The following is a 21,620-nucleotide window of genomic DNA, read 5'->3' on the forward strand; positions in this document are numbered from 1 at the left end:
GCGACGGCAAAACTGCTTTAAATGAGGCGATACAATTTATCACAATTGTTTTGGGAGCGTCCCTATTTTATGAAGTTAGTACGGAAGTACCTGTATAATCAAAAACAATTTTCACTTACAAAATTGAGATAATCAACTGACACAAACGCGTCAGGTTATACCTGTAATACCGCTCTATCAGCACATCCCACATGGATTTATTCAAAATATAGATGTATTGCCTGACCTCAAACTTCTGAATTTTAGATATGGATTTTACTGAAAAATAAAGACACTTCTTAAATTTAAACTTCAAAATTTTTCAATTCTTAATTACAATTATGCTGTGATCTACCGTCATGAACACGAGATTAATTTTTGGTATAAAACAGTCACAGAAAATCCAACTGAAAAGGAGCAGAAATCGTGGAATCCCAATTATATCTTAAGCAAAACAGAGAACCGTTAAAATCCCGCAATAAATTCCTGAAGGATTTAAATACCCACAAATGGCTGTGGTTGATGGCCCTTCCGGGAATCGCCATCGTTTTTGTTTTCAACTATCTCCCCATGTTTGGTGTAATCCTGGCCTTCAAAGATTATAAAATTGCCGATGGAATCCTGGGAAGCAAATGGGTGGGCTTTGACAACTTCAAATATCTTTTTTCTACCCGGGATGCCTGGAACATTACATATAATACATTATTTTTAAACAGTTTATTTATTTTGACCGGAACCGTCGGAGGAATCCTGATAGCACTCCTGGTCAACGAAGTAAATAATAAATGGCTGGTTAAATTTTATCAGTCTGCCATGTTTCTACCCTACTTTATTTCCTGGGTCATTGTTTCATACTTCGTTTATTCGCTGCTGAGCTATGATATGGGTATGATCAATTCAATACTGTCCTCCTTCGGTATGGAGCCGGTACAATGGTACAATGAGCCCCAGCTGTGGCCTGCCATCCTTACCATAGTGAACCTCTGGAAGGGCGTGGGCTACGGAAGCGTCATATATCTGGCCGGAATTATGGGTATTGACGGAGAGCTTTATGAGGCTGCTACCATCGATGGGGCAAGCAAGTTTCAGCAGGTCACAAGGATAACCCTTCCGCTTTTGTCTCCGCTGATCATAACACTTACATTAATGTCAATAGGGCGTATTTTCTTTGCCGATTTCGGCCTGTTCTACAACGTAACTCTTGATAACGGCGGTCTGTACAGCACAACCAACGTCATAGATACATATGTTTTCAGGGCTCTGAAGTTTTCCGGAGATGTTGGAATGGCTTCGGCAGCCGGGTTTTATCAGGCATTTGTCGGCTTCCTGCTGGTATTGGCAAGCAACCTGTTCGTAAGAAAAATAAATCCTGAACGAGCATTATTCTGATAGGAGGATATCCATGAAAAGCAGAGAAGGCAGTGTAATACCAAAAATCTTTATTAATATATTTTTATCCGTATTTTCCGTATGTTGCCTCATCCCATTTCTAATAGTCGTTTCTTCCTCATTTACCGAAGAACAGATGATTATTGAGAACGGGTATTCCATATTCCCAAGAGATTTCACACTATTGGCCTACAAGTACATAATGGCTGATCCCACTCAAATTGCAAGGGCTTACGGAGTCACAATCGTAGTGACTCTGATCGGCACCGTAGTGAGTCTGATCATATCCTCCTGTCTGGCATATGTATTGTCGAGAAAGGACTTTCCCCACAGGGGAAAAATCTCCCTGTATTTGTTCTTTACCATGCTGTTTAACGGAGGACTTGTGCCCAGCTACATAATTGTAGCCCAGGTACTGAACCTGAAGGACAACATTTTCGCCCTCATACTGCCTTATTTGATCATTCCCTTTTACGTCCTGCTGCTGAGAACTTATTTTTCCGAAATACCTTTCTCACTGGTGGAAAGTGCCAAAATTGAAGGGGCAAGTGAAATAAATGTCTTATTCAAGATCATACTCCCCCTGTCACTGCCTGCTATGGCAACGGTAGGTCTCTTTATTGTATTGCAGTACTGGAATGACTGGTGGCTGGCATTGCTGTATATTGACAACGCCAATCTGAACCCCCTTCAATATATGCTTTACCTTATAATGCAAAATCTTAACGCCATGCGTTTAAGTCCTCTGCAGGGGCAAATATCCACAGCCGCCCTCCCGGGAGAGAACGCCCGTATGGCAATGGCAGTCCTGGCAATTGGTCCCATCATTTTTGCATTCATGTTTGTCCAGAAGTATTTTGTGTCGGGACTGACCGTCGGAGCCGTCAAAGGTTAGGTTTATTAACTGATTTTATTCAGTTATTATATAAAAATATATTATTTAGAGGAGGTACATTTAAATGTACAAGGCGAAAAAGGTAATAAGTCTTGCTCTTGGTCTGGCACTTTCGGTATCATTGTTCGCAGGCTGCGGAGACTCTGGCAGTTCGGCTTCAAATAGCGCTTCCGGTTCGGCCGCTTCGGCGACAGAGACCGCCTCCGGCAGTGCTGCCGATACTTCAAAACCAGTTTTGGAGCCTGTGACGCTTTCCTGGTATGTCGTAGGAACTCCCGAAAAAGATACGGCACTGGTCGAAGACGCAGTTGCTGATTATTTGAAGGACAGCCTGAACTGCAGAGTAAAAATAAACTATCTCGACTGGGGTGCATACGAGCAGAAAATGAACGTAATGATAGCAACAGGGGATGAATTCGATCTATGTTTTACTGCCAACTGGCAGGTTAACTTCATACAGAATGCCGGCAAGGGTGCCTGGGCCGACATTACCGGTCTGTTAGATCAATATGCTCCCAAGGTTAAAGAGAAATATGCAAAATACCTTGATGCCTGCAAGGTCAATGGAAAGCTCTACGGCATCCCTTACAATATGAGTGGCTTTGGTGCACAGGGTGCCGTGTATCTGAGGCAGGATCTTGTGGATAAATACAAGCTTGATGTAAATTCCCTTAAAAAATATGAGGACCTTGAACCATTCTTTGACCAGATACTGGCTAATGAAAAGGGTATAACTCCTCTATGCATGGCCGGCGGAAACGGAACGGTAGGTCTGTTCAACTACTGGTTCGACCAGCCTGACGTAAGTGTTCCGTCATTAGGCGTCAAATTTGACGACCAGAGCTGCACGGTTGTAAATACCGATGATCAGCCTGAAAGCATACATGACCGGGAACTCCTCCGCAAATGGAACCAGGAGGGTTACATAAGGAAGGATGCTGTTTCCATCAAGGACGATGACCCTGAAATGATGACCAAGAAATACGCCGCAGAAATCGGCGGCTATGTCCCCGGCTGGCTGGAAGACTATGAAAAGAAATTCAAATTTGATATGGTGGCTGTTCCTCTCGGCTCCAAGCCCCTCCTTAACACAACAAATATTACCCAGAGCTGTGTTGCGGTAAGCAGTACTTCAAAAAATCCCGAGAGGGCGGTTATGCTGCTTGAGCAGTCCAACACCGATCCTAAATTGCTCAATCTGCTGGGCTTTGGTATTGAAGGCAAGCACTATGTGGTTGTTGATGATAAGGACCCAATTATAAAAATCATCAAGAATCCGGACGGCGTCACGGACGAGACCAATGGCTACAGGACCAACATGGAGTGGATGTTCGGAGATCCCTGGATGCTTTACAGCAACCTGCCTGAAAGGCCTGCACTGGTTGAAGCGCAGAAAAAGGCAACAGATAACTGTGTAGTTTCACCTATAAACGGCTTCACCTTTGACAACAGCCCCGTTAAAACCCAGATAGCCCAATTGACAGCTATTTTCAACGAATATAAGAGCATATGGAATACAGGCAATATGGACCTCGCCAAGTTCCCCGCCTATCAGGAAAGACTCAAGAAAGCCGGTCTTGAAGATGTACAGAAGGAAATGCAGAAGCAGATAAATGAGTGGAAAGCCAAATAGGATCACTTTTCATTCTAACAGTATTCATTTAGTATCCATTCAATAGAGATGGTACTTGCAGTTTATGCCGGTACCATCTCTATTTATTAGTTTTTTCAATTCCGGCTGATGATTGATAAATAGATTGAAGCTTGCCCTTCAATGCTATATAATTAACTAATAATGAGAGTTTATTTCTTATTTTCCAGCTTATGGGCGTTTATTGAGGTAGAATCATGAATCTTAGGATATATAAGCATTCTTTTTATAAAAAAATGTTTTTGTATATAACCATTCTTGTTTTAGTAATAATATTGACCTTATCCTTTGTATTTTATTTTAACTTTGAAAATGTTGGACTGAAAATGCAGTATGAAGCTAATAAAAACATATTATCCGAAATAAGCTACAGCGCCACCTACCTTGATGATACTGCCAGGAACACTGCTGCATATATCTATTCCAATACCGACTATTCGGTATTAAGATACGGCAGGTACACCAGTTCGGAAGATGCCTATCAGGTGATAACGGGCCTTGAGGCTCTGGCTATCCAGTCCAGCAATGTACATTCAATCTACATATACAACAGGGAGATCAACACCTTTTATTCCACCTGGTGGCGCTTTTACAGCTCCTCCGACGACTTTATCGATTCTGATATCGTAGATACAATCAAAAACAACAAAATTCCCGGCGGGGAAATCTTCACATCAACTCCTCTGTTACGTAAAATACCGGTGGATTTTGACAACAGCCCCGACAAAACATATATGAATGTACTGACCTATATTATGGCTGACTACTCCCTTGACGGCAAGGAGATCCTGAGTGCTATAATAATCAATTTGAGTTCACAGTACCTGGATGGTTTGATCAACACCCTGAACACAAAGGGGGCCTTGACCGGCGGCGATACGGTCATCATAAACAGTTCGGGCTATGTTATTGCAAGCTCCAATCCCGGCACGGCCTTCAGTGATTTAAAAGCCAAGACCTACGTCAGCAAAATCCTAAACAGCAAAGCTAAAAATGGCTGCTTTATCGACACGGCTGACGGCAGGAAAGTGGTTGTCACTTATGTCGCTTCCGATGTACTGGATTGGAAATTTGTCAATATAACACCGTACGATCAGATTTTCAAAGATATCAACAAAATGAAAACAAATCTGTATATACTTTGTGTTGCTATAGTTGTATTCGGCTTTCTGATGTCCTATTTCCTCTCAAAGTATTTGTATCATCCCATTAACAGTATGCTGGGAAAGGTTCAGCAGCTTTCCGATGTGAAAATGGAAAAGACCAAGAATGAACTTGATTTCCTGACCGACATTTTTACAGAGACCCTTGAAAAAACCAGAAATATGCAGTCGGTCAGCTATGAGAATTACATTATTAAAAGAACAGATTTTCTCAGAGGACTTCTGATCGATGAGTCGGTAGACAGGGCTGAAACCGAAGAGGTATTCGGGAAGTACAAAATAAATCTTAATATGGGCGGTAATTTTCTGCTTTGCAATTTCAGCATTGATCACTATGCCTCCTTCTCCCAGAATCTGACGGTAGAGGATCAGAAACTGTTCAGGTTTGCAATCTGCAACGTGGCAGGTGAGCTTGCCCAGAAGTATTTTAGAAATGAATGTTTTGAGCTGGATGATAAAAATATCATGCTTTTAATGGAGGCGGACAATTCAGAGCCCGATACACGCAAGTCAAATGTGCTTGATATTGTAGGAGAGATCCAGGACTGGTGCCATGCAAACCTCAATATCAGTTTGTCTGCCGCACTGCATATTGAACCGGTCAATCTGGCAGATTTATCGGAGAGCTGCAGGTTCACTCTGCAGCTTTCCAGGTACAGGCTGGTTTACGGGTATAAATGCCTGTTGCTGCCCGAGGTTATTTTCAGGCTCAAATCCAATGCCTTCGAACATCCCATTCACCTTGAACAAAAGCTGGATGAAGCTTTGAACAACGGCAAGCTGGGAGATTCAACCGAAGCCTATGGAAGGATAATTGAATACATAACCGATTATTCCTATGAAACAATAAACTCCTATGTCCTGTACCTCTCCTATCTTATTATCAAAAAATTCAACGATCTGGAGGCCAGGGGATATGAGAAGATCACCTTTGATTCAAACCGCTATATAAGTGAAATTATCACTCTTGAAACCCTGAACGAAATAAATGAAAGAGTGGTTAATCTCTTCAGTGCAATCACCGATACCATTGAAAACAAACGTTTTAAGAAAAAGAGCAGCATGGTTGAAAAAGTAAAATACATTATTGAGACTGAATATATGGACAAATGTCTCTGCCAGGATGCGGTTGCCAACAGACTTCATATCTCCAGGGATTACCTTGGAAAAATGTTCAGAGAAGCCTATTCCAAATCTTTTGCAGACTATCTTACCGAGGTAAGACTTCAAAAAGCTGTGGAGTATATGGACAACAGCAGAATGAGCATAACAGGGATACTGGATGAAATAGGCTGGGAAAACAAAAACTATTTTTATACAACCTTTAAATTAAAATATGGAATAACCACCTCCCAGTACCGGAATATGAATACCAATAATTTGTAAAATAGTCGTTAAAAAGCAGGCGGCTGGCTATTGAACGCCTGTTTTTATGTCGAAAATTCTGTGCACTTTTTGTCGAACAATTGTCGAATTTTTTCGGTTTTTGCTGTTAAATTCCCAGTATTATTTTTCAAGCTTTGTAATTTTATTTTATTAATAAAATGTTCATAAAAATGTAATATAAATGCTTTTAGCAGGGTTATTCCTCCAAACCCTCTGTTCATCACTGTTTTTGAAATTGTATAACTTTAAAATTTTTTTAATTTTTTACAAAATGAGCGTTGACGTTTATTGGAATTTATGGTATTATAATAACGAAGTTTGTCGAAATATGAAGTGTATTAATGAGGAGGTCATTATTATGAAATCTACAGGAATTGTAAGAAAAGTTGACGAATTGGGAAGGGTTGTTCTCCCTATTGAATTGCGCAGAACTTTTGATATTGCCGAAAAGGATGCTTTGGAAATCTATGTTGATGAATCTACTATTATATTAAAGAAATACGAGCCAGCCTGTATTTTCTGCGGAAATGCCAAAGACGTACAAGTATACAAAGGCAAGAATATCTGTCCTGACTGTATGAAAGAATTAAAGAAATAATTACTTACAAAAATACTTACACGAAAAAGAGCCTGAAAGGCTCTTTTTTTTGTGCGTGCAATTATTTCTTCATTACAAGATTATAGACATCCCTTTTATTCAAGCCCCTGTCCTCTGCCGCCCTTTTGACAGCTTCCTTTTTGGGGAGTCCTTCTTTCACATACCTTTCAACATGCTCCTCTATACTGATATCGGAATACTTGTCTCTTTCCAGCTCCTGAAGCACCTCCTGGTCCTGCCCTTCAATGACAACCACAAACTCTCCCTTCGGTGTTTCAACCTGATATCTCTCGGCCGCCTCGGACAAATTGCACCGTATCACTTCTTCATACCGCTTGGTAAGCTCCCTGGCAAGGGCTATTCTTCTTTCTCCCCAGGCATTATACATATCCTTCAGAGTATAGGGCAGCTTATGAGGGGCCTCGTAGAAAATTATGGTCCTGGTTTCATCCTTCAGCTGTTTCAGCCGCTCCTGCCTGGTCCTCTTATTCATGGGCAAAAAGCCTTCAAAAACAAACCTACCCGTAGGCAGTCCCGATATAACCATCCCTGTTACCGCCGCCACCGGGCCGGGTATCATGGTAACCGTTATCTCATTTTCTATGCAGAGCCTGACCAGATCCTCTCCGGGGTCCGATATCCCGGGAGTTCCGGCATCAGATACAAGTGCGATATCCTTCCCCTGCTGCAGCTGCTCAATCAGGTAATTCCCTTTTACTACCTTGTTGTGCTCATAGTAACTCACCAGAGGCTTTTTGATCTCGAAGTGGTTGAGCAGCTTTATGGTTTGCCTGGTGTCCTCGGCAGCTATGAGCTCTACCTCCTTCAGAGTGTTTATTGCCCTTAGGGTTATATCCTGAAGATTGCCTATCGGTGTTGCAACAAGATACAGAGTTCCTTTTTCCATTTTGCCTCCTAAGCCATGTTATGGTTAAGCCGCCCGGCGGCCAGATTTTTGTTTTAAATATAATTTGGTTTGCAATTACCTATCTGCCGTAAATTCTGTTTATTTCCTCAGAGTAGGTTCCATCTTCATTATATACATACAACGGGTCCATTACCTTGAGTTCAGGATTTCCTCCCCTGCTGCCCTTGATCAGAATCATGGTTGGTTTCTTAAAGGGCTTGGGGTGCACCATCCTCAGATACTTGGGTTCCACACCGCAATTTCTCATACAGCATATGATATCGGCAAGCCTTTCAGGCCTGTGCACCATGGCAAGCTGTCCTCCCGGTGCCAGCAGATCAGCCGCGGCCCCTACTACATCCTCAAGGGTGCACAGTATTTCGTGTCTTGAAATGGCCTTGTTGTCATGGGGGTTCACAAGACCGCAGCCCTTATTGGTATACGGAGGGTTTGAAACAACCACGTCAAAGCAGGCTTTGCCAAAATACCGTCTGTATTCTTTTATATCTCCGTTTACTATGCTTACTCTATTCTCAAGTCCATTGAGTCTTATACTCCGGGAAGCCATTTCAGCCATTTCGGCCTGTATCTCCAGTCCCACTATTGACCCGGCCTTTGTTTTACCTGACAGCAGAACGGGTATTATACCCGTTCCGGTCCCTATATCAAGAACCTTATGACCCTTTTTTACATCCGCAAAATCGGACAGCAAAACGGCATCCACCCCAAAACAAAAAGAACGGGGGTTTTGTATCAGCCTTAGCCCGTTCAGCTGTAAATCATCTATACGTTCATTTTCCTTTAGCTCCACCATGCAATATTATTTCCTTATAAAAAAGTTTATCAAAATTCCTATACGCCGAAAAAAGGGCCAAATAAAGGCACTTCCGCCTTTATCTGACCCTCATTACCCTAAAACTATTGCTGTTGAGGAGCATCAACAGGACATACATTTGCACAAGCGCCGCATTCGATGCAAGCATCAGCGTCTATTACATATACGCTATCACCAGCAGCTATGCATGATACCGGACATTCTGATTCGCATGCTCCACAGCTGATGCATGATTCAGTAATAAAATATGCCATTTAAAAACACCTCCTAATAATTAAGGAAAAACAAGCATTTGAAATATGTTTTTCGCTCTTATTTTACCATCATTTTTGTCAAATGACAAATTAAATTATAAAATTTTTCAAACTTTAAATTTAAGCAAAATCCCCTTAACCAATGGTATTTTACGCATTTCGAATTTCACTGAAAGCTAGTCCTCAAGCTGCTTCAAAACTTCCAGGTCTATATCCAGGTCATCGTTGGCAGCAGCATTCTTGATCAGCTTTACTTCGCCTTCCTTGTAATTGTACACCCTAAGCTCTGTTTCCTTGCCAATGTCCAGCTTTATCTTCAAAATTTCCTTGAGCAGATTCACTTCAACCACAGTTCCCTGTCCTTCGGGAGTTTCAACTATCGCACCCACCTTGGGCACCCTGTCCAGCAAATCCTCATAGGCTTCCTGCTCGTATTTCAGGCAGCACATAAGTCTTCCGCAGGTGCCTGAAATCTTTGTGGGATTAAGGGAAAGCGACTGTTCCTTTGCCATCTTTATTGATACCGGCTGGAATTCACCAAGGAAGGAGTTGCAGCAGAGCACTCTCCCGCAGATACCTATTCCGCCCATCATCTTCGATTCATCGCGTACACCTATCTGCCTCAGTTCTATTCTTGTCTTGAATACTGCGGCCAGATCCTTGACCAGCTCTCTGAAATCCACTCTTCCGTCAGCTGTGAAATAAAACAGCACTTTATTGTTGTCAAAGGTATATTCTACGTCTATGAGCTTCATATCCAGCTTATGGTCATTTATTTTTTGCAGGCATATATCGTATGCCTCTTTTTCCTTTTTATCATTCTCGGCAGCATGCGCTGTATCTTCATCAGTGGCTATCCGTATGACCTTTTTGAGGGGAGCCACAATTTCCGACTCTTCAACCTCCCTGTTTGGCACCACAACAAGTCCGAATTCGATTCCTCTCGCTGTTTCAACTATTACATTCCTGTTTAAATCTATAATCAGTTCTCCGGGATCGAAATAGTAAATTTTCCCGGCAGTTTTAAATCTGACACCTACAACTTTTACCATCAAAAAATTTCCTTTCTATCAATAAACATAAGAATCTTTGATTTTCATAAGCATAACTTCAATCGCCAGTTGAAAGTTGGCATTGTACTCCAGGCTCCTTTTGGCACTCCAGACCGCATTAATGCATTTCAGCATGGCCGAGAGTTTTGCACCGGCGTTCTCAATAATCATATCTTTTTTATCGGAATTAATCAATATGTTATAGTTTGAGGTCTGATTATATATTATTATGTCCCTAAAAAACAGAAGCATTATTCTTAACATGAATTCTGTTCTGTCATTATTTTTTTCAAACAGCTCATATATTTTAAACACATCACTGTCTCCCGGCTTAAGCAGTTGGTCTGCAGCCCGGATCACCTCATCCCTTGTCTCCAGGTACCCGGGGGATTCAACAAGCTCAAGGGCGGTACCTACCACGCCGTCGGAATAGGAAACAATAAAGTCCCATTCGGGCTTCCTCCGGCCATACCTTTCTTCAAGTATCTGCATTATTTCCTCATCCCGGAGTTTGTCAAACAAAATTCTCTGACACCTGGACTTTACCGTAGGTGTTACCGCCGCCCCCGATTGCACCGTCAATATGAAAACCACATAGGGGGGCGGTTCCTCCAGGGACTTTAAAAGCGCATTCTGGGCCTGTACAGTCATACTGTCGGCGTCATTGATTATTATTATTTTATATCTGGAATAAAGGGGTCTGATGACCAGCCCCCTTAATACATTTCTTATGTCGTCAACGCTTATACTTTTATCTGCCGAATAAATCTCCTGAAAATCAGGATTTGAACCTTCTGCAAAGAGCCTGCAGGATTTGCATTCGCCGCAGGGAGCCTGCTCTCTTTCGCACATCAGCATTGCCGCAAAGGACAGCGCCGTTTCTCTTCTGCCGATTCCGTCAGGTCCCTCAAATATATAAGCATGACCTACATTGTCATTTTTAATTGTCTCCTGTAAGCTGGCCAGTATCTTCCGGTGACCTAACACTTTAACCTCCATGTCCCATGTGCAGGGTCAATTGAATTGATCCGCCGGGCTCTTCAAAAAGTATTTTCAATACTCTCCGTCATAACAGCAGGTCCAATATCAGACCTCTGATATCGTCGAGTTTCTTTAATATGCTCAGATTGTCCTGTTCTGATTTCAACACCTCATTTGTAAGCTCAATAAGTTCTTCATTGATCTTTTTTATTAAGGCGTATACCCTGTGCCTGCCGCGTCTGTCCAAAAAACTCTTTTTTGTAAAGCTGTGCGAGTGGGAAACCGCTTCATCCAGAAATTCGGAAATAAGCTGCTTGTAAATCTTCAGATCACGAATGTCGGCTTTTTTCTCAAGCTTTTTACCCTGACTTTGGATCTTGTCAGCCAGAACTTTTATTCTCTCCTCATAATTCTTAAATTCCATCTTTTTGAGAGAGGCCGAAAAAGCAGTATCTCTTTCATTTCTTATGGTTCTTTCATCCCTTCCAGGGATTGCGTTGATACCTGAAGGATTTTTGGTTGTATCCTGTATCTTAATGGCAAACACATCCTATCCTGACTATTTTCACAGCTTCAGAATTAATTGTCATGCTGTACGACTACGCTTTGTGGAATCTTTCAACATCCACAACAAATACTGTAGCTCCGCCGACAGTCACTTCAACAGGGTACGGCATGTACATTCCGTTCATTCCGTTCATGCCTCCAGGTGTTGCAGGGGTATTTATCACCTGTTTCCTGCTCTTTGATTTCTTTTCAATTATGGCTATTACTTCGTCCAGTTTTTCTTCTTCAACACCCACTAAAAGTGTTGTGTTTCCCGCCTTGAGGAAACCTCCGGAAGAGCACATTTTTGTGACTCCGAAACCGTTTTTGTTCAGTTCTTCCATAACCTTGTGGCCGTCCTCATCATGAACAATTGCAAATACCAGTTTCATAGCAAAGCCTCCTTTTTAAAATAATTCATCAATATAATCTCTTACTTGAGAGGAAATCTCCTCAATGGATTTTGCAGCATCAATTGTCTTTATTCTTTCAGGATACAGAATGGACAGCTTCTTATAGCCGTCATATACGCGTCTGTGGAAGTCCAGTTTTTCCTGCTCGATCCTGTCGGCCCCGGTGGAATTTATCCTCCGTCTTACTGATATCTCAGGGTCTATATCCAGGAAAAAGGTTATGTCCGGCACTGTTCCATTAACGGCGATCCTGTTCACATCCGCTATGATTTTCAGATCCATGCCTCTTCCTCCGCCCTGATATGCATAGCTTGAATCCACATATCTGTCACAAATGACAATTTTGCCGTTTTCAACTGCCGGCTCTATGACTTCTGCCACGTGCTGCGCTCTCGATGCGGCATACAGAATCATTTCGGTCAAAGGGACAATCTCTTTGTTCCGGGGATCCAATATCAGATCACGTATTATTTCACTTATTCTGGTTCCGCCGGGTTCACGGGATAAAACCACCTCACAGCCCTTTTCCTGCATATATTTCTCAAGTAATTTTATCTGTGTCGTCTTTCCCGATCCGTCAGTACCTTCAAAAGTAATAAATAAGCCTTTTTTCATTTGCCTGCATCCTTTCAAGCCATTATCCTTTGTAATAAATCATTTTTTAATATACTTTATTATAACATAACATCATTTAATCTCTTTAATATTTTTTTAAAGCAAAAACGGTAAGTTATCATTTATCCTCTTCTATTACCCGGATGCCGTCATTGCCGGTAATTCCGTTTACCTTGCCTCCGGCGGCAATTATACCGGCAATATATTGTATGCAGGCACCGGTTATTATTTCCCCGGGGTACAGGAGAGGGATTCCCGGAGGATATGGAGTTATGATATCAGCACTTATCCTTCCCGTGCTTTCCATCAGTGAAATTTCCTCCCTTTTTGAATAAAAGGCCTGCCAGGGAAGCAGTTTTAAACTCCCGTACGCTTCTCCCGTTCCCATTCCCTTTAATATACTGCGCAGTTTCTCGGCCTTATACTCCCGGCCGGGCCGGAATCCGTCACCGGCTAAAGCTTTTAATGCCTTCAGCAGCTCTGTCATTCTCTCCCTTGTGTCAGCCACCGTAGTGATTATTACTAAATTTTCATAATCGGCCATCTCTATCTGCGTCCGGTACTTTTCCCTTAAAAGCTTCTCAGCAAGGTAGCCGCTTATTCCAAGAGCCCTAAGATTTATTACAAGTCTGGTGGGATCCTGTATAGCTTTTATACCCATTTTTGCGGCCGGCAAAACCTTGTATGCACCGGTTTTTTCTATTTCCTTTCCGAACCAGGTGTTGATATCCAGCAGTTCCTCGAGCTTTTTCCTGCCCTCCCGCTCCATCAGTTCCCTGGCTATATCGAGGTAGGCCATTATGATATATGAAGGGCTTGAGGTCTGAAGCATGGCCAGATTGAGCGCCAGCCTGTCCATATCAACCCTGTTTCCCTTCACATGCAGGTATGCCCCCTGTGTAACTGCCGGTAAAGTTTTGTGCGCGCTTTGAATACATATGTCTGCGCCGTGCTCCAGCGCCGGAGGAGGCAGCCTGTCACTGAAGGCCAGATGTGCGCCGTGTGCCTCATCCACTATGAATATCTTTCCATATGAATGCACCAGGCTGCCTATTTTTTCAATGTCGCTGCATATGCCGTAATAGTTGGGCCTGGTTATGAGCACGGCGGCTGCATCCGGATTGGCGCGCAGCGCATTCTCCACACTTTCCGGTTTTATTTCGGCAGACAGGGCGAATTCCTCATTAAACCCCGGCCGGACAAAAACAGGTTCTGCCCCCGAAAGTATAAGGCCTGACGCTACAGCTCTATGGGAGTCCCTTCCCACAATGATCTTTTGACCCCGGGCGCAGACACTCATTACAGCCGCCTGCACCCCGCAGGTAGACCCGTTTACAAGAAAGAAGGTCTTATCTGCACCAAATGCCTTTGCAGCCTTCTCCTGAGCCTCCTTTATAATGCCTTCGGGATAGTGGAGATTATCTGTGCCCTCCACCTCGGTGACGTCCAGCTGCAGCAGGTCCTGTGCAAGCTGTCCCGGAACTCCCCTGCCCAGCTTGTGTCCCGGCATATGAAAAATATTTATATTCTCTCCCGCGTACTTGCGCAGATAATTGTATATTGGAGTGTTATAGGCTTTAATTTTTATCACCTGCTTTTATATTAATATCCATGATAGTTTTTATTACAGCGTTCAAACCATTGGCTTCATTGGCTTTATTAAAGCCCAATTACATTATTGACCATAAGCAGGAAGGTGTCAACAATCCCTATTGACAATTATTGGTACTAGTCATACTATAATATTGAACAGATGTTCAATGAACTTTTGTTCAATATAAATCAAATTGTCATGTGATAAAAATTATAATTTCCAATAGCCTGTAAATAACGTTCAAGGAGGGTTTTATGAGTAAAAAAGTTTTGATTATCGGTGCCGGCCTGGCAGGCATAAGTGCAGGAATCTATTTGCAAAAACAGGGAATTCAGACCGAGATCTTTGAAATATCCGGGCAGGCCGGCGGCATGTGCATAGCCTGGGAACGCCGGGGCTACAGGTTTGACGGCTGCATTCACTGGATGGTTGGAACAAAGGCCGGTACTCCGTTTTATAATTTGTACCGCGAAGTACACGCACTGGAGGAAGACACAGTAATCTACAATGCCCAAAGTATCAAAACCGAATTTGACGGAATAACCTATGAAATTCCAATGACCTTGAAACCCTTTAAGAACTTTTTGTTATCAGTCTCCCCGGAAGACAGTGACAAAATCGAGACCCTCTGTGCCGGGATAGGGACTATGATAACCACCAATATGCCCGCCGGGAGACCCACAGGGTTCCTGGAACTGCTGGATATTCTAAAAAACAGCCGGGGCTTTTTGAATCTGGCAAGAAAATATGTGGGAATGCATATGCGGGACTATGTGGAAGCCCTGAAAAATCCCACATTGAAATCAATTTTATATTATCTGATACCTCCCCAGTATTCCTTTTTCGGCCTGATAATGATGCTGGGTACCCGCATGTGCGGTAATGCGGGTTATCCTCTGGGAGGCGCCCATGACGTTATAAACAGGATGGAAGGATACTACAGGGAATTGGGCGGCAACATTCATTTTTCATCCAAAGTGGATAAAATCGTATTGAAAGACGGAAAGGCCGCAGCTCTGGAATCCGGGGGCCGGCTTTACCAGGCAGACGCCATAGTGGCGGCCTGTGATATGTATGATGTACTCAAGAACATGCTGGGCGGCAGGTTTGCCCACAAGCAGCTGGACCTCCTGCTTGAGTCGGCCGAGCTGTTTCCTCCCATAACTGTGGCGTCCTTCGGACTTAATAAAAAATTCAATCTGCCATTTTCACATAACTTTGAATGCCCGGAGGGAATCAAAATTGATTCCGAGAGAGTTTCCCACTACCTAAATATCCGTTCCTTTGAATTCGACCCGTCCTCCGCCCCCGAGAACTGCAGCAGTGTCATGGTGGTACTGGAGTCAACACTTGAATACTGGCAGGCTTTGCGCCGGGACCATCCTGAAGACTACCGAACAAGGAAGGAAGAACTGGCCCGGGAAGTAGTTTCAGCCCTGGACAAACGGATCCCCGGCTTTAAAGACGCCGTGGAAGTAACCGATATAGCCACTCCCGCCACCTATATCCGGTATGCAAATCTGTACAAGGGTTCCTGGGAAGGCTTCGCTCCAACTCCTTCCTCCTTTAAATACAGCATAAAGAAGAAAATCGCCGGAATTGAAGGCCTCTTTCTCTGCGGACAGTGGACAACTGTGGGCGGGGGAATATGTACGGCAGTGGAGAGCGGTAAGGAAGCTTCCAGAGCCGCGGCAAAATATCTGAAATAATATATGGCCCCCCAGGCTTCAGCCACGATATAATATTAGAAATGATAAATGACAGAGGTACTTATGAACAAAAGAGAACAGCAGCGGCTTGACCGCAGAAACCAGATACTCAATTGCAGTCTTGATATGATTATCAGCCGGGGTTATGCCGCCACTACCATAAGAGACATAGCTAAAAAATTAAATATAAGCACAGGCCTGTTCTTCAACTACTTTGATTCCAAGGAAAGTGTCTATGAAGAGCTGGTAAGATACGGAATGTCAGGGCCCCAGAGTGTACTCCAGGTACTTGAGAACAGCAGCGGCTCACCTGTGGTCTGCTTCGAACAACTCACGGCAGGAATTTTTAAAGCTCTGAAGACTGACTCAATGACGGCAAAAATGTTTCTTCTCATGCCCCAGGCAATGAATTCCGAGGGAGTTCCCCAAAACATAAAACAAATAGTCGACAAATTTGATCCCATGTCGCCCGTCCTCCCTTTTATCCTGAAGGGACAGGAACTGGGGGAAATAAAACCGGGAAATCCCGAGGCACTGGCCCTTGCTTATTGGAGTGCCATACAGGGGATTGCCGAATGTGTTGTTCTCCACCCTCAAATACCAATGCCGGAAAGCAGCTGGATAGTTGATATCTTGAGGGCGAAACCCGACGATAAAAAATGAATTATTCATACATAGTGATCAAGGCCGGTAAACGCCCCATTGACGTACACCGGCCCCTTTTTCTCTTACACTATATTTACTTTAGCCTGACAGCTTGCATCTGTGCTTTGACACAAAGTTCAGCCGCCTTAAAGGCATGTTCCTGGGTCATGGCATTTTCGGTCCTGTTCATGCAATCGAGGATAAGCTGTCCAAAGTAAGGATAGCCCACTTTTCCCCGTATGTCATAAGCTTTTTCTTCTCTCCGGTTGGCCAGGAAAACCGTACCTCCCCCATTATTCACTGCTATATTTACATATTTGCGGAGCTCGATATAGCCTTCCGTCCCAAGGATAAAGGTCCTTCCATCCCCCCAGGTGGAGAGCCCGTCGGGAGTAAACCAGTCTACCCGGAAGTACCCCGAAGCACCATTGTCGGCCACAAGGGCCGCGTCACCGAAGTCATCCAGCTCGGGATATTCAGGATGTGAATAGTTTGCTATCTGGCTGCGTACCACGGCTGCATCCCTTGCCCCTGTATAATAAAGAAACTGTTCAATCTGATGGCTTCCGATATCGCAGAGGATACCTCCGTATTTTTCCTTGAGGAAAAACCACTCGGGCCTTGCCGGAGCACTCAGTCTGTGAGGGCCCATTCCAATTGTCTGGATAACCTTTCCTATGGCTCCCTGTTCTATGAGTTGTCCCGCAAATATTGCGTCTTCCACATGCAGGCGCTCGCTGTAATAAACGGCATACTTCCTTCCGGTAGCCTTAACCTTTGCCTTTGCCGCATCAAGCTGCTCAAGGGTGGTCAAGGGGGCCTTGTCGGTAAAGTAATCCTTGCCGGCCTCCATAACACGAAGCCCTAAAGCACAGCGTTCCGAGGTAACGGCCGCACCGGCCACAAGTTTTATTTCGGGATCGGACAATACCTCTTCCTCACTTACTGCACGTCTTGCCTGGGGAAACAAGCTGCTGTATCTGTCCATCTTTCCGGGATCGGGATCGTAAATCCATTTCAGGGTTCCGCCTGCTTCTATAAGGCCGTTGCACATGCCGCCTATATGCGCATGATCCAGACATACGGCCGCAAACATGAATTCACCCGGCTTCACCACGGGGTTTGGCTTTCCCTTTGGCATATAGTTCATTCCTTCCACTCTTTCCATAGCCACCATCTCCTTTTCCGGCTCCAGACCGCATTGCCTGCCGGCTTTTAAGTCATTTATTATTTGTATAGTCACTGCCCACTGTTATTTCCTGACCGCTGCCCAGATTAACAACGGAGGACTTTTTTTCATAGAAATGTATAGCATTTTCCCGTATCCCTTTTACCGTATAATACGGATCATCCTTTGCAATAGGAAGGTCTATGGTTTTCCGCTCAAAGCCCGCTTTGTAAATGGCTGTTATGATTTCAATGGTGAGGCGCCCGCTCCGGCCTGTAATAAGCGGCTGTCCTCCCGTCTCCACAGCTGTCAGCACATCGTCTATTTCGCCCTTGTGATCAATATATTTCAGCTTTGGAAGACTGTTGTAATAATCGTTCAATTCTTTCTCCAGCTGCGGATCGTTCTCAGGGAATCCGTTGCTTTTGGAAACCATTGCACTGACCTTCCACGGAGCCGAGATTCTGGCCCTTTCCCCCTGGAAGATCACCTGCTGCTCTTCACCGTGATGTATGACCGAGCTGGTGATTTGGGCCACTGCACCGCCGGGATATTGCAAAGCCGCTATTGATATATCCTCGACCTCTGCATTATCATGGGAGGTATTGCTCAGAAGTGCCTGAACGCTCAAAGGCCTGCCCATCATCCATGCCAGCATGTCTATATGGTGCACGGCATGGTTCAGGGTACAGCCTCCCCCTTCCTTTTCCCAGGTTCCGCGCCACCACAGGTCATAATAACAGTGTCCCCTCCACCAGAAGGAGTCCACCTGTGCATGCACTATCCTCCCGATCTTTCCGCTGTCCAATACTCTTTTCAGATTCATAACGGGATCCTTGAACCTGTTTTGGGCCACAACCGCCAAAATCTTTCCGCTCCTACCGGCTTCTTCCAGCATACGGTCACATTCCTCCAGAGAAGCAGCCATGGGTTTCTCAACAATTACATGCTTTCCGGCATTCAAAAATTCCACAGCTATCTCCGCATGGCAGAAAGGCGGCGTGCAAATGCTTACCAGATCAATATCGCTTCTCCCAAGCAGTTCTTTGTGGGAATCAAAGATTTCAACCTCAAGCCCGAATTCTTCGGCTTTTTCCCTGCACTTTTCGGGATATATGTCCGCAAATGCCACTATCCGGCATCTATCGTGGAAAGCCAGATAGGAGCTTATATGCAGCCTTGATATATTGCCGGTTCCGATAACAGCCACTCTGATCATATTAGCCTCCATGAGCCACATTTGTGGCCACAAAATGTAATGAAAACCTATATCCTTTATCGCAATGTGGCGAATAAAGGAGGTTAATTGGCCATTTGCGCTTTCAAAGTATTGGTAAATACTTTGAATATTTCGCACGGTCATAAATTCACAGGTTAGTTTTGGAAGACAAACGCAAGTGAAGTCTTTCAAGCTAACCTCCTAAGCCATGTTATGGCTTTGAGCCGGCATTGCGGCCGCAAAACAGTTATGAGATTTCTTTATTCCTCTCTCGCTGTAAGCTATAGTCATTTTATATTTTCAGCCCATATAATTCCATAGAAAAAACTAAACTTATTTATAAAAATTAAAGATTTTTTGTAATAGACTTCTTGACATTCCTGGGCAGGGATGATATTCTTTCGCTAAAAACGAGGTTCCTATGAATAATATCACTTTTCCTTCAATGATATATTTTGTTGAAAAAGAATGTACTCCCTCCTGGAAAATCATCAATCAGAAGATTCCCTTCTACGATCTGGTTTTTGTGCTTGAGGGCAGCTCCGACTATATTATAGACGGGGTTCAATACCATGTTGAAAAAGGTGATATTTTATTTATAAAGCGGGGCAGTACACGTACTGCCTCAACCACCGGCATGCAATGCGTCTCCATCGACTTCCAGCTGAGGGACGGGGAAGAAATCCTCATCCCCACTGTTTCCAGCATGACCGACCTGAATGAATTTTATCATCTTTTCCGTGAGCTGAAATATGAATGGCTGCAGCAATCCCAAGGTTACCAGCTCAAGTGCCAGGCTGTTTTTGCTCTCCTCCTGCACAAACTGCTCTTTATGAACGGAGAGAATAACGGCAACCGGCATGTCCGCTCAATTAAACGTTACATCATTGAACATTACACCGAGGAAATAACCGTTTCCCTTCTGGCAGACAAATTAAATATCAACAGAGTCTACTGCGGGGCTTTATTCAAGAAATCAGAGGGAATGACCATACACAGTTTCCTGATGAAGGTCAGGATAAACAAAGCAGCTATCCTTTTACAGTCAGGTGAATACAACATAGGCGAGGTTGCTGAACTCACAGGCTTTAAGGACGTGTATTACTTCAGCAACACCTTCCGGAGGCTCATGCTGCTTTCCCCCTCCGAGTATAGAAGCAGTTGTTTATATTAGAACCAAAGCATATATTCTTAGGTAATCGCCCCATAATTTTTTAACCTTTAAGCGGCAACTTCTCCAGTCTGTTCACAATCGCCAGTGCAGGGTCAAACTATACTTCCCGCACCTATTATTGCAATTTTTGTCATACAAAATCCTCCTGATTTAAATATAATTTAAATAAAAAATTAGTCTGTTTATAAAAAAACTTTCTATATCATTTTTATAAAAGTTATGATATAATCAAAAAAACTAACATCTTAAAGTTCTGATACTTTTCATTACGCATAATAACTGGTTCCTGATTAAATCGTTTACTCCAAAACTTGCTATTCAAATAAAATATGCAAAGGTGGTAGTCTTTCATGATTGTAAAACCTGAAACAAATAGTGAATGGGTATTTACTCCTGATATTTGCAGCAATTATGTTTCTGATGATGTATATTCATTATCCTCTTCCTCTGAATTGTTTAAATTGATTGTTGATATTATTCAGGATGGTATCAGCGTTTTAGACTCGACTTTAACTATTAAATATGCCAATACCGTAATGAAGCATTGGTATCATAATAAATCGGAATCAACTTCTGAAAAGTGCTACCAACGTTTCCATAACATTAATACTCCCTGTGAAGTATGTCCCTGCATAAAGGCACTGGAAACAAAGCAGCCTCAAGTGGAGGTGGTTAGATACCAGCTGGACAATAAGGATCTGGGATGGCAGCAGCTTTTTGCAGTTCCGCTTTTGAACAAAAACAATGACGTAATTTTAATTATTGAGTATGTCCGCGACATAACACTTCGGAAAATTGCAGAGGACAACTTCCGTGATCTGGAGGAACAAAAAAGCATTTTGATAAATACGTTAAAAAACCGTGAACACAGCAGGGACGAGTTGGAAAAAATTATTGTAAACAATGTGGAGCGGTATGTAAAACCCTCTCTAAATTATCTTAAGAAAGTGGTAAAGGAAGAAGATATCCATATGGTAAGCGGTATTATTGACGAAATCATTTTCCCGCTGACAAAAATCCGTCCATCACAGGTAAGCACCTTAACGCCCAGAGAATTACAGGTAGCTTCGCTCATTAAACAAAATTGCGCCAGCAAGGAAATTGCAGACAGACTGTGTATTACTAAAAAAGCTGTTGATTATCACCGGGCCAACATCAGAAAAAAATTGAATTTAAAACGTGAGGACAATCTGCAGGTATATCTGGAAACACATCTGTAATCAGGCTGCAGTATATGAATAATAAATGCAAAGCTGCTATTATGCTTTAGCCTACGTTTTTACGCTTTAATTAATTTTATATTTTCTGCGTTGTTCGATAGAGAGATGCTATTGCATGGATAGTCTATAATCAGAGATTCAATGTCACAATCAAAGATAATACCGGCTAATTCACATAAATATACCTGTTTATCTGTTTGCCGGTCATTATCCTTAATAATCTTAAG

General features: G+C 43.2%; 20 protein-coding genes. 9 read left to right on the forward strand and 11 right to left on the reverse strand.

The window, feature by feature from the left end; all coding sequences use genetic code 11:
- Positions 1 to 405: 405 nt before the first annotated feature.
- The 5 genes from T344_RS0120070 (at position 406) to T344_RS0120090 (ending at position 7,061) form a co-directional block, all read left to right on the forward strand.
- Complete coding sequence (locus T344_RS0120070; RefSeq protein ID WP_242842115.1) at positions 406 to 1,368, forward strand: ABC transporter permease; 963 nt, start codon at positions 406 to 408, stop codon at positions 1,366 to 1,368.
- Between the two features lie 13 nt (positions 1,369 to 1,381).
- Positions 1,382 to 2,263: a carbohydrate ABC transporter permease gene (locus tag T344_RS0120075; RefSeq protein ID WP_027630166.1), complete on the forward strand. Its 882-nt coding sequence runs from the start codon at positions 1,382 to 1,384 to the stop codon at positions 2,261 to 2,263.
- A 64-nt stretch (positions 2,264 to 2,327) separates the two neighbouring features.
- On the forward strand, positions 2,328 to 3,896 hold the full coding sequence (locus T344_RS30010; RefSeq protein WP_027630167.1) for an extracellular solute-binding protein: 1,569 nt from the start codon (positions 2,328 to 2,330) through the stop codon (positions 3,894 to 3,896).
- A gap of 215 nt (positions 3,897 to 4,111) precedes the next feature.
- Entirely contained in the window at positions 4,112 to 6,463 is a 2,352-nt protein-coding gene (locus T344_RS0120085; protein ID WP_027630168.1) for an AraC family transcriptional regulator, read from the forward strand.
- A gap of 358 nt (positions 6,464 to 6,821) precedes the next feature.
- The gene (locus tag T344_RS0120090) at positions 6,822 to 7,061 is read left to right on the forward strand and encodes an AbrB/MazE/SpoVT family DNA-binding domain-containing protein (RefSeq protein WP_004623737.1); all 240 of its coding nucleotides are present in this window, start codon (positions 6,822 to 6,824) and stop codon (positions 7,059 to 7,061) included.
- 61 nt (positions 7,062 to 7,122) lie between these two features.
- Here T344_RS0120090 and rsmI read toward each other — a convergent pair whose 3' ends face one another.
- The 9 genes from rsmI to T344_RS0120135 all read right to left on the reverse strand — a co-directional run bounded on the left by rsmI (position 7,123) and on the right by T344_RS0120135 (position 14,255).
- Positions 7,123 to 7,968 carry a 16S rRNA (cytidine(1402)-2'-O)-methyltransferase gene (gene rsmI / locus T344_RS0120095; RefSeq protein ID WP_027630169.1) on the reverse strand — a complete coding sequence of 282 codons (846 nt, stop codon included), beginning with the start codon at positions 7,966 to 7,968 and terminating at the stop codon, positions 7,123 to 7,125.
- 79 nt (positions 7,969 to 8,047) lie between these two features.
- Positions 8,048 to 8,782: a tRNA1(Val) (adenine(37)-N6)-methyltransferase gene (locus T344_RS0120100; RefSeq protein WP_027630170.1), complete on the reverse strand. Its 735-nt coding sequence runs from the start codon at positions 8,780 to 8,782 to the stop codon at positions 8,048 to 8,050.
- Between the two features lie 104 nt (positions 8,783 to 8,886).
- Complete coding sequence (locus tag T344_RS0120105; RefSeq protein WP_004623729.1) at positions 8,887 to 9,057, reverse strand: DUF362 domain-containing protein; 171 nt, start codon at positions 9,055 to 9,057, stop codon at positions 8,887 to 8,889.
- A gap of 176 nt (positions 9,058 to 9,233) precedes the next feature.
- Positions 9,234 to 10,109, reverse strand: coding sequence for a PSP1 domain-containing protein (locus T344_RS0120110; RefSeq protein ID WP_027630171.1), 876 nt, complete (start codon positions 10,107 to 10,109; stop codon positions 9,234 to 9,236).
- An 18-nt stretch (positions 10,110 to 10,127) separates the two neighbouring features.
- Positions 10,128 to 11,096: a DNA polymerase III subunit delta' gene (gene holB, locus T344_RS0120115; protein WP_027630172.1), complete on the reverse strand. Its 969-nt coding sequence runs from the start codon at positions 11,094 to 11,096 to the stop codon at positions 10,128 to 10,130.
- A gap of 79 nt (positions 11,097 to 11,175) precedes the next feature.
- The gene (locus T344_RS0120120) at positions 11,176 to 11,637 is read right to left on the reverse strand and encodes a YaaR family protein (RefSeq protein ID WP_004623767.1); all 462 of its coding nucleotides are present in this window, start codon (positions 11,635 to 11,637) and stop codon (positions 11,176 to 11,178) included.
- A gap of 52 nt (positions 11,638 to 11,689) precedes the next feature.
- A complete protein-coding gene (locus T344_RS0120125) occupies positions 11,690 to 12,028 on the reverse strand; it encodes a cyclic-di-AMP receptor (protein ID WP_004623770.1) in 339 nt (112 codons plus the stop codon).
- 15 nt (positions 12,029 to 12,043) lie between these two features.
- Entirely contained in the window at positions 12,044 to 12,664 is a 621-nt protein-coding gene (gene tmk, locus T344_RS0120130) for a dTMP kinase (protein WP_027630174.1), read from the reverse strand.
- Positions 12,665 to 12,782: 118 nt separating this feature from the next.
- Positions 12,783 to 14,255: an aminotransferase class I/II-fold pyridoxal phosphate-dependent enzyme gene (locus T344_RS0120135; RefSeq protein ID WP_027630175.1), complete on the reverse strand. Its 1,473-nt coding sequence runs from the start codon at positions 14,253 to 14,255 to the stop codon at positions 12,783 to 12,785.
- A gap of 257 nt (positions 14,256 to 14,512) precedes the next feature.
- Between T344_RS0120135 and T344_RS0120140 the strand changes: the two genes are divergently transcribed.
- Positions 14,513 to 15,967, forward strand: coding sequence for a phytoene desaturase family protein (locus T344_RS0120140; protein ID WP_027630176.1), 1,455 nt, complete (start codon positions 14,513 to 14,515; stop codon positions 15,965 to 15,967).
- A gap of 63 nt (positions 15,968 to 16,030) precedes the next feature.
- A complete protein-coding gene (locus T344_RS0120145; protein ID WP_027630177.1) occupies positions 16,031 to 16,630 on the forward strand; it encodes a TetR/AcrR family transcriptional regulator in 600 nt (199 codons plus the stop codon).
- A gap of 76 nt (positions 16,631 to 16,706) precedes the next feature.
- Here T344_RS0120145 and T344_RS0120150 read toward each other — a convergent pair whose 3' ends face one another.
- Positions 16,707 to 17,780: a Gfo/Idh/MocA family protein gene (locus T344_RS0120150; protein WP_027630178.1), complete on the reverse strand. Its 1,074-nt coding sequence runs from the start codon at positions 17,778 to 17,780 to the stop codon at positions 16,707 to 16,709.
- A 52-nt stretch (positions 17,781 to 17,832) separates the two neighbouring features.
- Complete coding sequence (locus tag T344_RS0120155; protein ID WP_027630179.1) at positions 17,833 to 18,999, reverse strand: Gfo/Idh/MocA family protein; 1,167 nt, start codon at positions 18,997 to 18,999, stop codon at positions 17,833 to 17,835.
- 421 nt (positions 19,000 to 19,420) lie between these two features.
- Here T344_RS0120155 and T344_RS0120160 point away from each other — a divergent pair, with 421 nt between their 5' ends.
- Positions 19,421 to 20,173 carry an AraC family transcriptional regulator gene (locus T344_RS0120160; protein ID WP_027630180.1) on the forward strand — a complete coding sequence of 251 codons (753 nt, stop codon included), beginning with the start codon at positions 19,421 to 19,423 and terminating at the stop codon, positions 20,171 to 20,173.
- 350 nt (positions 20,174 to 20,523) lie between these two features.
- On the forward strand, positions 20,524 to 21,393 hold the full coding sequence (locus T344_RS0120165; protein ID WP_027630181.1) for a helix-turn-helix transcriptional regulator: 870 nt from the start codon (positions 20,524 to 20,526) through the stop codon (positions 21,391 to 21,393).
- Positions 21,394 to 21,620 lie beyond the last annotated feature (227 nt).

This window comes from Ruminiclostridium cellobioparum DSM 1351 = ATCC 15832, from assembly GCF_000621505.1.
In the GTDB taxonomy this organism is placed as follows: Bacteria; Bacillota; Clostridia; order Acetivibrionales; family DSM-1351; genus Ruminiclostridium; species Ruminiclostridium cellobioparum.